Source organism: Curtobacterium sp. ME-Dv--P-122a (genome assembly GCF_030209645.1).
GTDB classification, from domain to species: Bacteria; Actinomycetota; Actinomycetes; order Actinomycetales; family Microbacteriaceae; genus Curtobacterium; species Curtobacterium flaccumfaciens.
This window is the reverse complement of record NZ_JARVRO010000012.1, coordinates 1-13644: the sequence shown is the minus strand read 5'-3', so window position 1 is coordinate 13644 and position 13644 is coordinate 1. Positions and strand designations below refer to the sequence as shown.

The 13644-nt window shown below is 71.1% G+C and carries 13 protein-coding genes and 1 tRNA gene; 6 read left to right on the top strand and 8 right to left on the bottom strand.

The window, feature by feature from the left end; genetic code table 11:
• Positions 1 to 35 precede the first annotated feature (35 nt).
• Both QRN49_RS12540 and QRN49_RS12535 read right to left on the bottom strand, forming a co-directional pair.
• A complete protein-coding gene (locus tag QRN49_RS12540; protein ID WP_284756206.1) occupies positions 36 to 869 on the bottom strand; it encodes a type II secretion system F family protein in 834 nt (277 codons plus the stop codon).
• A complete protein-coding gene (locus QRN49_RS12535) occupies positions 866 to 1795 on the bottom strand; it encodes a TadA family conjugal transfer-associated ATPase (RefSeq protein ID WP_284756366.1) in 930 nt (309 codons plus the stop codon). The genes QRN49_RS12540 and QRN49_RS12535 overlap by 4 nt, the downstream gene beginning before the upstream one ends.
• 817 nt (positions 1796 to 2612) lie before the next feature.
• On the opposite strand from QRN49_RS12535, the gene acs reads away from it, so the two are divergent.
• On the top strand, positions 2613 to 4565 hold the full coding sequence (gene acs, locus QRN49_RS12530; protein ID WP_111022279.1) for an acetate--CoA ligase: 1953 nt from the start codon (positions 2613 to 2615) through the stop codon (positions 4563 to 4565).
• A 79-nt stretch (positions 4566 to 4644) separates the two neighbouring features.
• Here acs and QRN49_RS12525 read toward each other — a convergent pair whose 3' ends face one another.
• Both QRN49_RS12525 and sp36 read right to left on the bottom strand, forming a co-directional pair.
• Entirely contained in the window at positions 4645 to 5106 is a 462-nt protein-coding gene (locus QRN49_RS12525) for a RidA family protein (protein WP_284756202.1), read from the bottom strand.
• Positions 5103 to 5261 carry a Sp36 family protein gene (gene sp36, locus QRN49_RS12520; protein WP_017888699.1) on the bottom strand — a complete coding sequence of 53 codons (159 nt, stop codon included), beginning with the start codon at positions 5259 to 5261 and terminating at the stop codon, positions 5103 to 5105. Before sp36 ends, QRN49_RS12525 begins: the two co-directional genes overlap by 4 nt.
• A gap of 50 nt (positions 5262 to 5311) precedes the next feature.
• Here sp36 and QRN49_RS12515 point away from each other — a divergent pair, with 50 nt between their 5' ends.
• From QRN49_RS12515 to QRN49_RS12495, 5 genes are all read left to right on the top strand, one after another.
• A complete protein-coding gene (locus QRN49_RS12515; RefSeq protein ID WP_284756196.1) occupies positions 5312 to 7879 on the top strand; it encodes a transglycosylase domain-containing protein in 2568 nt (855 codons plus the stop codon).
• Complete coding sequence (locus QRN49_RS12510) at positions 7876 to 8832, top strand: metallophosphoesterase (protein WP_071405008.1); 957 nt, start codon at positions 7876 to 7878, stop codon at positions 8830 to 8832. The genes QRN49_RS12515 and QRN49_RS12510 overlap by 4 nt, the downstream gene beginning before the upstream one ends.
• A gap of 93 nt (positions 8833 to 8925) precedes the next feature.
• A tRNA-Pro gene (locus QRN49_RS12505) sits at positions 8926 to 8999 on the top strand.
• Positions 9000 to 9155: 156 nt separating this feature from the next.
• Positions 9156 to 10190: a sensor histidine kinase gene (locus QRN49_RS12500; protein WP_284756192.1), complete on the top strand. Its 1035-nt coding sequence runs from the start codon at positions 9156 to 9158 to the stop codon at positions 10188 to 10190.
• Positions 10187 to 10804 (top strand): response regulator transcription factor, encoded by a 618-nt coding sequence (locus QRN49_RS12495; RefSeq protein WP_111022276.1) that lies wholly within the window; start codon positions 10187 to 10189, stop codon positions 10802 to 10804. The genes QRN49_RS12500 and QRN49_RS12495 overlap by 4 nt, the downstream gene beginning before the upstream one ends.
• Before the next feature lie 98 nt (positions 10805 to 10902).
• Here QRN49_RS12495 and QRN49_RS12490 read toward each other — a convergent pair whose 3' ends face one another.
• The 4 genes from QRN49_RS12490 to QRN49_RS12475 all read right to left on the bottom strand — a co-directional run.
• Positions 10903 to 11964, bottom strand: a complete 1062-nt coding sequence (locus QRN49_RS12490; protein ID WP_284756190.1) for an LLM class flavin-dependent oxidoreductase — start codon at positions 11962 to 11964, stop codon at positions 10903 to 10905.
• Between the two features lie 129 nt (positions 11965 to 12093).
• Positions 12094 to 12720, bottom strand: coding sequence for a thymidine kinase (locus QRN49_RS12485; protein ID WP_111022274.1), 627 nt, complete (start codon positions 12718 to 12720; stop codon positions 12094 to 12096).
• Entirely contained in the window at positions 12720 to 13421 is a 702-nt protein-coding gene (locus tag QRN49_RS12480; protein ID WP_035808846.1) for a response regulator transcription factor, read from the bottom strand. Before QRN49_RS12480 ends, QRN49_RS12485 begins: the two co-directional genes overlap by 1 nt.
• Positions 13408 to 13644 (bottom strand): hypothetical protein (locus QRN49_RS12475; RefSeq protein ID WP_284756188.1); only part of this gene is annotated, 237 nt, incomplete at its 5' end. The genes QRN49_RS12475 and QRN49_RS12480, both read right to left, overlap by 14 nt.

Sequence of the window (13644 nt, the reverse complement as noted above, 5' to 3'; positions counted from 1 at the left end):
TCGACGAAGCGGCCTCGGCGCCATCTGTGGAGAGGTCACGCGGCCCCGCCCACCGTGGAGGAGAGGACCCCGACCACCACGGGCACCACCCCCACGAGCACGAACGCCGGCAGGACGCAGACCCCGAGCGGCAGCACCAGTCGGACCGCCAGTCGTTCCGCCGCCACGAGCCCGTCGGCAGCGGCCTCGTCGCGCACGTCCTCGGCGGCGCGGCGGAGCAAGCCCGCGGCGGGCACCCCGGCGCGCCGGGCGAGGTCGAGGACCTCCCGCAGCCGGTGCACGTCCCCGGCGGGCGGGGCGGCTCCCGCGGACGCCTCGGCGACTGCCTGCCCGGCGGTGCTCCACGACCCGCCTCCGGCGACCGCCACGGCCCAGGCGTCGAGGAGCACCCCGGGGACCCGGCCGTCGGGGGTCGCGGAACGGACCAGCCGGGCGGTCCACCGTCGCCCGACCAGCACGAGGGCCGCCGCGGTGCACGAGCACGCCCAACCGGCCGGTGAGCCGACCAGGACCTCGACGGCACCGGCACCCCAGGTCGCACCGAGCCCCAACCCGAAGAGCGGCAGCGCGAGCACGACCCGGGCGCTCGTCCGCGGGCCCGCCAGGGCGACCCGGATCGCCCGGTCCGACGCTGCGGCGCGCCGGAGCGCGCCGGCGAGCCCGCGGAGGGTCTCCGCGACGGGCGCTCCCGTCCGGTCCGCCACGCGGAGGACGACGACGATGTCCTGCTGGGCGGGTCCTCCGACCCCGGGCAGCCCGCCGACGAGCCGCCAGGCCCGCGGCGGCGGGACGCCTGCCGCGACCAGCGTCGCCACCCGGTCGAGCACCCCGGCCACCCGCGCCGGGCCGTCGGGTGTGGGTCGTCTCACCGCAGCCCGTCCACCGGGCGCACCTCGAGCCTCCCGTCCGGGCCGACGCACAACGTGCCCACACCACCGAGCCGTCGCTGGCCTGCGCGTCGCTCCACGTGCAGGACCAGGTCGAAGGCGCTGACGGCCTGCCGGGCGAGCGCCTCGGCACCGAGGCCGGCGAGTGCCCCGAGCGCTTCGAGGCGCGCGGCCACGTCGGCGATGCCGTTGGCGTGCACGGTGCCGGCTCCCCCGTCGTGCCCGGTGTTCAGGGCGGAGAGGAGTTCGCGGACCTCGGCGCCGCGGCACTCCCCCACGACGATCCGGTCGGGGCGCATCCGCAGCGCCTCGCGCACGAGCCGGTCGAGGCCGAGCGCGCCGACCCCCTCGGCGTTCGCCTGCCGCGCCTCGAGCGCGACGACGTGCGGATGGGCGATCCGGAGCTCGGCGACGTCCTCCACCGTCACGATGCGCTCGTCGACGGGGACGTTCCCGAGCATCGCCGCGAGCAGGGTGGTCTTGCCGCTGCCGGTCGCGCCGGTGACCAGGACGTTCCGGCGTGCGGCGACGGCATCCTCGACGACCGACCGCGGGACGAACGCGAAGGTCCCGCCGCGCTCGAGGGTGGCGAGGGTGGGTCGATGGACCTGTGGCAGTCGGATCGACACCGCGGTGCCACCGACGGACACCGGAGCGAGGACGACGTGGACCCGGACGCCGTCGCCGTGCCGGACGTCCGCGCACGGGGTGGTCTCGTCGACGTGGCGGCCGCCGAGCGCGACGAGCCGCGTCGCGAGTTCGCGGGTACGTGCTTCGGTCAGTCGCGGCTGCACGGCTTCGAGGCCGGTGCCGCGGTCGACCCACGTCCCCACGCCACCGACCACCAGGACGTCCGTCACGGTGGCATCGGCCACCAGGGCGGCGAGTTCCTCGAACTCGACGACCACGGACGCCCGGCGACGAGCCGGAGGCGCTGCTCCGGGCAGGAACGGAGCCGACGGAGCATGCGCCCGCGCCGGTGCCGGTGCCGGTGCCGGTGCCGGTGCCGAGAACGCAGAGGATGTCGACGCGGACGGCGCCGACGCGCGGGGAAGCAGTGGAGCACGGTGCAGGGGCATGCCGCCGACGGTAGGGAGCACGTCAGCCCTCAGCCGGGACGGTCCCCACTTCTGTGGACAACATCGGAGCGCCCCACCAACGGACCGGTTTGTCCCCCGAAACGGAAAGCCGTACCCCGGTCGATGATGCGACACCGACGTGCTCGGGGTCGCCCACCACCCCCGCTTCCCGCTGCCGGACTGTGCGTAGCACCTGCTACGCAAGAACATGCAGAATGCATGCACGAGCATGGACCGGTCTGTCCACGCGACCGGCGTCCCTGCGCGGATCGGGGCACACGGCGGAGCCCGACGAGCCGCCATCGCTCGAGTCGGACCCCGGGAAACAGAAGAGGCGGCACCGGTTGGGGGGAACAGGTGCCGCCTTGACATCGAGGGATTGGGGGGAATCCGATTCGATGCCGCCGGAAACGAGTCCAGCGGGATCTACTGTACCCCACGATCGGCCCTCCAGGGCAACCCCGGACACGACCTCCGGGCGTGCCGCGCCCCGACCCGGCCGAGGGGTAGTCTCCGGATGCACGCAGGCACCGGCGACGGATGCTCGCACGCACCCGCCGCGGATGCACGCACGCATCCACGGCGGACGCACGCATGCATCCACGACGGATGCCACCAGAGGCCGCAACGACGCGAAAGGACATCGATGTCCACTCCGACCCAGACCGACCCCCGAGGCGACGACGGAGCGACCTTCGCACCGCCGCCCGAGTTCGTGGCCGACGCGGTCGCCGGCGAGGACCTCCACCGCGCAGCAGCAGCCGACCGCGAGGCGTTCTGGGCCGAGCAGTCCCGCTCCCTGCTCGACTGGCGCACCCCGTTCACGCAGACCCTGGACTGGTCGGGCGCCCCGTTCGCGAAGTGGTTCGCCGACGGCACGCTCAACGTCGCCGAGAACTGCCTCGACCGGCACGTCCGCGCGGGCAACGGCGACCGGGTCGCGATCCACTTCGAGGGCGCTCCCGGCGACACGCGCCGGATCACCTACGCCGAGCTGACCGCCGAGGTGCAGCGCGCCGCGAACATGCTCACCGACCTCGGCGTGGGCCAGGGCGACCGGGTGGTCGTCTATCTCCCACTCATCCCCGAAGCCGTCGTGACGATGCTCGCCGTCGCCCGCATCGGTGCCGTGCACTCGGTCGTCTTCGGCGGGTTCAGCGCGGAGAGCCTCCGTGCCCGCATCGAGGACGCCGGCGCGAAGCTCGTCGTCACCGCGGACGGCGGGTGGCGGCGCGGTGCCGTCTCACCGCTCAAGCCCGCCGTCGACGAGGCGCTGACCGGCGAGGGCACCGACACGGTCGAGCACGTCCTGGTCGTCAAGCGCGGCGGCAACGACATCGCCTGGAACGACCGCGACGTCTGGTGGCACGACGAGCTGGCGAAGGCGGCGCCGACCCACGAGGCCCAGGCGTTCCCCGCCGAGACCCCGCTGTTCATCCTGTACACCTCGGGCACGACCGGGAAGCCGAAGGGCATCGTGCACACCTCCGGCGGCTACCTGACCCAGGCGGCGTACACGCACAAGAACGTCTTCGACATGCACCCGGAGAAGGACGTCTACTGGTGCACCGCCGACATCGGCTGGATCACCGGCCACTCCTACGTCGTCTACGGCCCGCTCGCCAACGGCGTCACCCAGGTGCTCTACGAGGGCACCCCCGACGAGCCGAAGCCCGGCCGCTGGTGGGACCTCGTCGACGCGTACGGCGTCACCGTCCTGTACACCGCACCCACGGCGGTCCGTGCGGCGATGAAGGCCGGCCGCGAGATCCCGGAGGCGCGCAGCCTCGAGACCCTCCGCCTGCTCGGCAGCGTCGGCGAACCGATCAACCCCGAGGCGTGGCAGTGGTACCGCCAGGTCATCGGCCACGACCGCACGCCGATCGTCGACACGTGGTGGCAGACCGAGACCGGCGCCATCATGATCTCCGCGCTGCCCGGCGTCACGAAGCTCAAGCCCGGCGCCGCGCAGACGCCCCTGCCGGGCATCGTCGCCGAGATCGTCGACGACGACGGCAACCGTGCCGAACCCGGCGAGAGCGGCTACCTCACGATCACCGAGCCGTGGCCGTCGATGGCGCGCGGGATCTGGAACGACCCGGACCGGTTCGTCGAGACGTACTGGTCGCGGTTCCCCGGCCGCTACTTCGCCGGCGACGGCGCGCGGCTCGACGGGCAGGGCGACATCTGGGTACAGGGGCGCGTCGACGACGTCATGAACGTCTCGGGACACCGCCTGTCGACGGCTGAGATCGAGTCCGCCCTGGTCGGCCACGAGGGCGTCGCCGAGGCTGCCGTGGTCGGGGCCGCCGACGAGACCACCGGGCAGGCCGTCGTCGCCTTCGTCATCCTGACGGCCGAGGCCGCCGCAGACGTCGACCGCGAGACCGCCTCCGCGGAGCTCCGCAACTGGGTCGGCAAGCGGATCGGCGCGATCGCGAAGCCGCGCCAGGTCGTCATCGTGCCGGAGCTGCCGAAGACACGCTCCGGCAAGATCATGCGGCGACTCCTCCGCGACGCGGCCGAGGGCCGCCGCATCGGCGACACGACGACGCTCGCCGACCCGACGATCATGGCGACCATCGCGGAACTGATGTAGTCCCGCCAGACGGAAGCAGGGCCTCCAGTCAGATACAGACTGGAGGCCCTGCTCACGTTCGTTCCGTCGGTCGCTGCCGTCAGGCGGTGAGTTCCACCACCAGCTCCACCTCGACCGGCGCGTCCAGCGGGAGCACGGCGACGCCCACCGCGCTGCGCGCGTGGACGCCGGCGTCGCCGAAGACCTCGCCGACCAGCGTCGACGCGCCGTTCGCGACACCGGGCTGGCCGGTGAACGACGGGTCCGACGCGACGAAGACCGTGACCTTGACGACTCGGGCCACGCGGTCGAGCGAACCGGCGACCGACTGCACGGCGGCCAGGGCGTTCAGTGCGGCCACACGAGCCTGCGCGGCAGCGGTCTCGGCGTCGACGTCGGTGCCGACCTTGCCGGTCACGGGCAGGGCGCCGTCGACGAACGGCAGCTGGCCCGCCGTGTAGACGTACTGGCCCGTCACGACGGCGGGCACGTAGGCGGCGACGGGCGCGGCGACCGCGGGGATCGTCAGGCCCAGTTCAGTGAGCCGGTCGGAGACGCTCATGCGTCGGCCTTGGGGCGCTTCAGGTAGGCGACGAGACCGCCCTCGGGCCCGGTGACGATCTGGACCAGCTCCCAGCCCTCGTCCCCGTAGTTGTTGAGGATCGCGGTGGTGTTGTGGATCATCAGCGGCGTGGTGAAGTACTCCCAGCGAGTCATGCGGTTCCTTGCCAGCCTTTCAGTCGGGGGTGTCGTTTAGGCTGCATCCTATGTCTGCCCAGAAGACGTCTGCATCGCGGACCAAGCCCGTCTCAGCAGTCGGCGCCTTCATCGGATTCGTCGGGTTCAGTGCCCTCGCCGGCCTGCTCGTCACGATCGGGGTCACCCCGGCCATCGCCGTCGCCGGTGTCACGACGACGTCCACGATCGGTGTGTTCGAGTCCCTCCCGGAGTACATCGAGATCGGTGACCTGCCGCAGCGCAACGAGCTGTACGCGTACTCGGGCGGCAAGTCCGTGCACTTCGCCACCCTGTACGACCAGAACCGCCAAGAGCTGAAGTTCGACCAGATCAGCGATCAGCTGAAGAACGCGGCGATCGACGGCGAGGACAAGCGCTTCTACGACCACGGCGGCGTCGACATGACGTCGCTCATCCGCGCCGGTGTGGGCAGCATCGCGGGCGGACTCGGCGACTCGGGTGGAGGGTCGACGCTGACCATGCAGCTCGTCCGCAACATCAAGATGAACGAAGCCCTGAACCTCCCCACCAAGAAGGAGCAGGAGAAGGCCTACAACGAGGCCGTCGAGCAGACCATCCCCCGCAAGCTGGAGGAGATGAAGCTCGCGATCGGGCTGGCAAAGAAGTACTCCAAGAAGGAGATCCTCACCGCTTACCTGAACATCGCCTACTTCGGCGACCAGACCTACGGCGTGCAGGCCGCGGCGCAGCACTACTACAACAAGAGCGCGACCGACCTGACCCCGGCCGAGGCCGCGTCGCTCATCGCGATCGTGCAGTACCCCGAGGCGCGCAACCTGTCGAGCCCGAAGAAGTACGACGCCAACGTCGCCCGGCGCAACGTCGTGCTCCGTTCGATGTACGACCAGAAGAACCTCACCGAGGCCGAGTACCGCAAGGCCCGCCAGTCGAAGCCGGCGGACTACGTGCACCTGACGCAGCCGTCGCAGGGCTGCCGTGCCTCGGTCGGCGACGGGTCGCAGTTCTTCTGCGACTACGCCAAGAAGGTCGTGCTCGAGATGTCGCAGCTCGGCTCGTCGCAGAAGGCTCGCGACACCGCCTGGCGCAACGGCGGGTACAAGATCCAGACGACGCTGAACATCGACCTGAACGCCGAGCAGAAGCGTCTCGTCAACACGTACGACAACAAGGCCGAGACGAACCTGGCCCTGGGCGCCACGCTGAACTCGATCGAGGCAGGCTCCGGCCGCATCGTCACGATGGCACAGAACAAGGACTTCGACGAGTCGTTGAAGTCCGCGCCGACATCGACGTCCCTGAACTACAGCGTCGACGAGAAGTACGGCAGCGCCAAGGGCTTCCAGACGGGCTCGACCTACAAGCTCTTCACCCTGCTCGCGTGGCTGCAGGCCGGGCACGGGCTGAACGAGGTCGTCAGTGGCGCGCCGCGTGACATGTCAACGGGGTGGACCCAGTGCGGCCAGCCGTACTACGTCGGAGGCGGATACCGGCCGAAGAACGACAGTCCCGGCGAGAGCGGCAACTACACCGTCGCCGCGGCGACGGCGCAGTCCATCAACCTGGCGTTCCTCAACATGGCGCAGAAGCTCGACCTCTGCGACATCAAGAAGGTCGCCGAATCCCTCGGCGTCCACCGTGCGGACGGCGGAGAGCTCCTCTCCAACCCATCGTCGGTCCTCGGCATCAACGAGATCGCGCCCATGACGATGGCCGCCGCGTACGCCGCTGTCGCGAACAACGGCATCTACTGCAAGCCGATCGCCATCGACCAGATCACCTCGCCGTCCGGCAAGAAGCTCGGCGGACAGACCAAGGACTGCAAGCAGGCGATCGACCCCGAGGTCGCTCACGCCGCCATCTACGCCATGAAGGGCACGATCGCCAACGGCACCGCTCGCGGCGCACAGACCCCGGACGGCATGCAGCTGTTCGGCAAGACGGGTACGACTGACGACGGCAACCAGATCTGGCTGGTCGGCTCGAGCTCGCGTGTCGCCACCGCCTACTGGCAGGGCAACACCGACGGCAAGCTCACGAACCTCCGCAACTTCAGCAACGGGGTGAGCGGCACCTACGCCGCCAGCCGTGCGGACGTGTGGCGGCAGGCGCAGACGCCGGTCAACGCGATCTACCCAGCGGGTCCGTTCACCGACCCGAACACCTCGGCGCTCCGCGGCAACGCCAAGGCACTGCCGAACCTGCAGGGCAAGACGGCGGACGAGGCCCGCGCGGCCATCTCGGGCGCCGGGTTCACGTACGTCGACGGCGGCGCGCGTCCCGGCACGGGGAACCCCGGTTCCGTGACCTCGACGTCCCCGGCGGCGGGTGCGCTCCTGTCCTCGGGCTCGAGCGTCACCGTCTACACGTCCGACGGCACCCAGGCGACCGTTCCGGAGATCGGCGGCGACTCCCTCGGGGACGCCCGCTCGGCCCTGAACGATGCCGGGTTCACGAGCGTCAACCTCGCCGACAGCTACGCCAAGGGCGGCGGTGGCAAGACCTGCAAGGTCGCCGCGGTCGAGCCGGCGATCAACGCCACGGCGAACAAGAACGACAACGTGACGATCCAGCTCTACGGCGACAAGAACGGCAAGGCGCCCAAGGACTGCAAGTGACCCGCGGTCGCACCGCACTCGGCGTCCTCGCTGCCGGCGCGGCCGTCGGAGCTGCTTCGGCGGCGTGGGGCTCGCTCGTCGAGCGGCGTCGCTTCGGGATCCGGTGGGAGACCGTCCCGGTGCTCCCGCCGGGATCCCGTGACGTCACCGTCCTGCACCTCTCCGACATCCACATGGCCCCGTGGCAGGCCGACAAGCAGCAGTGGCTGCGCGACCTGAGCCTGGTTGAACCGGACTTCATCGTGAACACCGGGGACAACCTCGGCCACGCGACCGCGAACGCCGCCGTGGAGTACGCGCTCGAGCCGTTCCGCGGGGTGCCCGGTGTCTTCGCCTACGGGTCGAACGACTTCTTCGGGCCCTCCCCGCGCAACCCGCTCAAGTACTTCTCGGGGCCGAGCCGGATGCACAAGGCTGCGGAGCCCGTCGGTCTCGACATCGATCGGCAGACGGCGTTCTTCGAGTCGCTCGGCTGGCTCGACCTGAACGACCAGGCGCACGCGATCGAACTCCGCGGCTCCCGGTTCGAGCTGTTCGGCACCTCGGACGCGCACCGCGACTGGGACCGCCTCGACCTGCTCCCCACCAACGTCGACGAGATGCGCAGCGACGTGCCGTGGTCCGAGGACGAGGACGGCCCCGCACCGGTCGCGATCGGTGTCACGCACGCGCCGTACCGTCGCGTGCTCGATGCCTTCGTGACGCAGGGTGCCGACATCATCTTCGCCGGGCACACCCACGGCGGTCAGGTGGCGGTCCCCGGGGTCGGCGCGCTCGTCACGAACAGCGACCTCCCCCGCCGCTACGCCAGCGGATTGCACAAGTGGGAGCACCGCAACCACTGGTCGTGGCTCGAGGTCTCCGCGGGCCTCGGCACCTCGATCTACGCGCCCGTCCGGTTCGCCTGCCGGCCCGAGGCCGTCGTGGTCACCCTGACGGCACGGGCTTCCTGAGCCGACGCGCCCGGGAGTTCGCCGGATGGTCGTGAGCATCCCCGATCATCGGATAGTATTGTCTGGTTGCTCCGGTACGGAGTGATCACACCGCGGGGTGTGGCGCAGCTTGGTAGCGCGCCTCGTTCGGGACGAGGAGGTCGCAGGTTCAAATCCTGTCACCCCGACACTGTGTTGAGACAGTACGAAGAAGGCCCTGGTTCTCCGGAACCAGGGCCTTCTGCTTTCCCCGGGTGCATCTCGGCTGCCCGATGGGTCGCACGACCCAGTCAGCCGTTCCCCGACCCATCGCGAGCAGCCCTCCCGCTACGCTCGCAAGCGCCATGCAGAACGACCATCCCCTCGCCGCCGTGCTCGTCGCGATCGCCGCCGAGTTCCCCGACATCGCGGACGACCCGGCCCTGGCGCAGAGCCTGACCGAGAACGTCTCGTCGATGATCGCCGAGGCCCACGAGCGCTACGCCGCGGGAACCGACGGCAGCGTCGTGAGCCACGCGTTCCTCGACCCCGAGCACCTGGCGACCGGCAGTCTGCACGCCGAGCACGCCCAGCACCCGGCCGGCGCCATGCTCGCGGCGGAGATGCTGTTCGACGCCTACCTGCCGGTCTTCGTCGACGAGGTCGGCGCGGCGTCCACCGCCGAGGTCCTGCGCGCCACCAGGGCCCTGCACGCCGGCATCTGGAGCCGGTTCCCGGCCGGGGCGGTCGCGTACACGGAGGCACTGCGCCAACGCCTCACCACGGCGCACCTGGACTCCCGGACGCAGATCGCCCGGGACCTGCACGACCGCGTCGCCCACGGCATCCTCGCCGGGCTGCAGCGCCTCGACCTCGTCCTGCTGACGGATCCGCCGGCGGACGAACGAGCCGATCAGCTCGACGACGCAGCGCGGTTGCTCCGGAGCGCACTCGGCGACGTCCAGGACCTCGCAGTGAGCCTGCACGCCCGGGTCGGGGATGCCCTGCTCGACGACGCGCTCCGACGGCACGTGCGCGACCTGTTCCCCGACGACGACCTCCTGTCCATCGAGTCGACCGGTGTCGCCGGTCCCCTGCCGAACTGGCAGGCCGAGGAAGCGCTGACGATCCTGCTCGAGGCGCTCACGAACCGCAGCAAGCACGCGCGTGGATCGACGGCTTCGGTGCGCTTCCTCTGGTCACCCGCAGCGCTGGTGGTGACGGTCGCCGATGACGGCCCGGGCTTCGACGTGGAGCGCGACGCCGACGGCCGCCTCGGCCAGCAGACCATGCGCGAGCGTGCGGCGGTGATCGGCGCCCGGCTCGACGTCGAGAGCGTCCGCGGCAGCCGAGACCACGGCACCACCGTCCGACTGACCATCCCGAGGGGCACCCTGTGACCGTCACCCACGTCGCCATCGTCGACGACCACCGGCTCTTCCGCGAAGGACTCGCCACGATCCTGGCCGCGGTCCCCACGATCCGCGTCGTCGCACACGGCGAACGACCGTCAGAGGTGCTCGACTCCCCCGAGGCCGCCGCGATCGACGTCCTGCTGCTCGACGTCGAGCTGGACGGCCCGCCGGCACGGACGACGATCGCCACGGTCCGCCGCACCCGCCCGGACATCCGGGTGGTGGTGCTCACGATGCACCGGGACGCCGTCCTCCGCCGCACCCTGCTCGATGCCGGCGCGGTCGACTTCGTCACGAAGGACACCCCGAGCCGCGAACTCGTCGACCGGATCGCCCGCGCAGCCCACGCCGATGCGGCACCGGTCACGTTCCCGGTCGACCTCGTGACCGAGGCCCGAGCCGGCTCACCGTTGAGCGACCGCGAGCTCGAGGTCCTGCGACTCCTCGCCGCCGCGCGCACCAACGCCGAGATCGCCGCCGACCTGCAGCTCGCGATCGGCACCGTCAAGCGGCACGTCTACAACGTCTTCCGCAAGCTCGACGTCGGTTCCCGCGTCGGGGCGGTGGCCGCAGCCACGCGCCTGGGCCTGCTCACCTGAGGCACCACGGAACTTCGTGAGCAGGAATGGTCGGGTGCCCAGCGGACACCCGACCATTCCTGCTCACGAAGCGAACGAACTCGACGAAGCGACCCGGACTAGCCGACGGACGACGCCCCGGCGCCAGCAGCAGCACCCGCGGGCACGAGCGTGCCGGCCGCGTGCAGCCCGGCCACGACGTCGAGCGCCTGGTGCCGGTACCGTGCCTGCGCGGCACCGGGCGAGACGATCACGCCGTTCGCCCCGGTCGAGGCAACGAGTGCGTTGATCTTCTCCGCGACCTGCTCGGCGTTGCCGTAGGCCTGACGCTCGGTGCGGGCCGCGATGAACCGACGCTCGAGGTCGTTGAACTCGTACGCACGCGCCTCGTCCATCGAGACCGGCTCGGGCTTCCGGCCCGAGCGCATCCGGATGAAGGAGATCATGCCCGGGGCGCTCTGCTCGTCGATGACGGCGGGGTCCTCGTCGGTGACGACCTGCACACCGATCAGCGCGTTCGGCGTCTGCCGGAAGCGCGACGGACGGAACGAGTCGCGGTACAGGGCGAGTGCCGCCTCGGTGTTGTCCGACGCGAAGTGGTGGGCGAAGGCGAACGAGATGCCGAGCGCACCGGCGACCTGGGCGCTGTAGCCGGAGGACCCGAGCAGCCAGAACTCCGGCACGTCGCCGTAGCCCGGTACGGCGCGGATGCCGGCGAGCGGGTTCTCCGCGCCCATGCCGGTGAAGAACCCGATCAGGTCGGCCAGGCGGTCCGGGAAGTCGTCGACGTCGAGTCGGTCCGTGCGGCGGAGGGCCATCGCCGTCGCGCCGTCGGTGCCGGGAGCGCGCCCGAGCCCGAGGTCGACCCGGTCGCCGTACAGCGCACGGAGCGTTCCGAACTGCTCGGCGACGACGAGCGGCGCGTGGTTGGGCAGCATGACGCCACCGGACCCAATGCGGATGGTCGAGGTGGCCGCGCCCACGGCGCTCAGCAACACCGCCGGGGCCGAGGACGTGATGCCCGGCATCCCGTGGTGCTCGGCGACCCAGAACCGCTCGTACCCGAGCTGCTCGGCGTGCACGGCCATGTCGATGGACCCCTGCAGGGCCTCGGTGTTGGACTGGCCGTACTCGCGGGTGGCCAGGTCGAGGACGGACAGGTGCAGGGTGTCGTCGGTCATGTGGTCACCAACGCGCACCGGCGCACGTGCATTCCTGTGCACGCGACGGACTGGAGGCCCGTGGCGGCGCCGCCACGGGCCTCCAGTCCGTCAGCTGGGTGCGGACCGGACGCACGCCGGCACGAGCGGTCAGGCGCCGTCGAGGCGGCCGCCGGACTCCGTCAGGTAGCAGTTGGCGCAGAGCGACTCGTAGGCGACGTCGACGCCGTCGATCGCGACCTGGGAGCCGTCGAAGACGAACCGGCCGTCGACCGTGCGGGCGTTGAAGACCGCCTTGCGGCCGCAGCGGCAGATGGTCTTCAGCTCTTCGAGGGAGTGCGCGACCTCGAGCAGGCGGGCGCTGCCGGGGAACGCCTCGGTGCGGAAGTCCGTGCGGATGCCGTAGGTGATGACCGGGATCTCGTCGAGCACCGCGATGCGCAGCAGGTCGTCGACCTGCCGCGGGGTGAGGAACTGCGCCTCGTCGACGAGCACGCAGCTGACGGGCCGCACCATGCCGTCCAGGCGGTCCGACTCGGGGTCGACGGCGCCGGCGGCGGAGACGGCCTGGCGCACGTCGGCGTCCGGCGAGAACACGATGTCGACGGTCCGGGTGACGCCGAGGCGGGAGACGATCTCACGGTCGCCCTTGGTGTCCACCGCGGGCTTGGCGAGCAGCACCCGGTGCCCGCGCTCCTCGTAGTTGTAGGCGGCCTGCAGCAAGCCCGTGCTCTTGCCGCTGTTCATCGCGCCGTAGCGGAAGTAGAGCTTCGCCACTACGCGAGGAACCCGTCCTCGGCGGCCCGACGGATGAGGTCGGACTTCTTCGAGGCGGGGCGGCCCACCTTGCTGTACTTCTCGCGCACGCGACGCAGGTAGGTCTTGGCGGTCTCGTACTGCACGTTCATCTGCGCGGCGACCTCGTTCGTCGAGTAGCCGGACACGTAGAGCCGCAGCGCCTCTTCCTCACCGGCGCTGAGCTTCGGCCGCTGGTGCGCGGCGGCACCCGTCGGCAGCGGACGCCACTCGCGGGGCTGCGGGGTCTCGCGGGCGACGCCCATGATCTCGCGGGCGACGTCCATGACCTCGCGCATCGGGAGCGACTTCGACAGGAACGCCGCGGCGCCGGCGGCCAGGGCGCGGTCTCGGGACTCACGGCTGTCGACGCTCGAGAGCACGATGACCTTCGCCCCCGCGGCACGGCAGGTGCGGACGCGGGCCTCGATCGAGACCGGTTCCTTGAGCTGGAAGTCCAGGAACACCAGGTCGGTCGGGAAGCTGTCGCTGTGGACCATCTCGAGCCAGGTGTGCGCGGTCAGGGCCAGGTCGAAGTCGAACGCGTTCACCGCGATCCAGCTCGACAGGCTGTCCAGCAGCACCTCGTGGTCGTCGAGGATGGCCAGCCGCACACGTCGTGCTCCCGGGTTCGGGAGGGACGGCGACCCCTCCGAGAGCCTGTTCGGGTCAGTGCTGGTCATAGGAGAACCTTAGTGCGAGGGCGGAAGGGCGGACCGCGACGTCGAGGTCGGGGAACGTCACGCGGAGGACGGCGAAGTAGGGGTCGAAGGTGCGGTGGATGCCGATGTCGGAGTCCGCGACGGCGAGCTCCACGTCGACGGACACACGAGCGGGTGCGGGTGCCTGCGCGGGCCGGGCCGCCGGGGCTGCCCGAGCCGCGGCGGCCGCGGGGGCAGCCGGGGC

Coding starts and splice junctions, on each gene's coding strand:
- acs (WP_111022279.1), top strand. CDS start 2,613: ATGTCCACTCCGACCCAGACCGACCCCCGAGGCGACGACGGAGCGACC.
- QRN49_RS12525 (WP_284756202.1), bottom strand. CDS start 5,106: ATGAGCGTCTCCGACCGGCTCACTGAACTGGGCCTGACGATCCCCGCG.
- sp36 (WP_017888699.1), bottom strand. CDS start 5,261: ATGACTCGCTGGGAGTACTTCACCACGCCGCTGATGATCCACAACACC.
- QRN49_RS12515 (WP_284756196.1), top strand. CDS start 5,312: ATGTCTGCCCAGAAGACGTCTGCATCGCGGACCAAGCCCGTCTCAGCA.
- QRN49_RS12500 (WP_284756192.1), top strand. CDS start 9,156: ATGCAGAACGACCATCCCCTCGCCGCCGTGCTCGTCGCGATCGCCGCC.
- QRN49_RS12490 (WP_284756190.1), bottom strand. CDS start 11,964: ATGACCGACGACACCCTGCACCTGTCCGTCCTCGACCTGGCCACCCGC.
- QRN49_RS12480 (WP_035808846.1), bottom strand. CDS start 13,421: ATGACCAGCACTGACCCGAACAGGCTCTCGGAGGGGTCGCCGTCCCTC.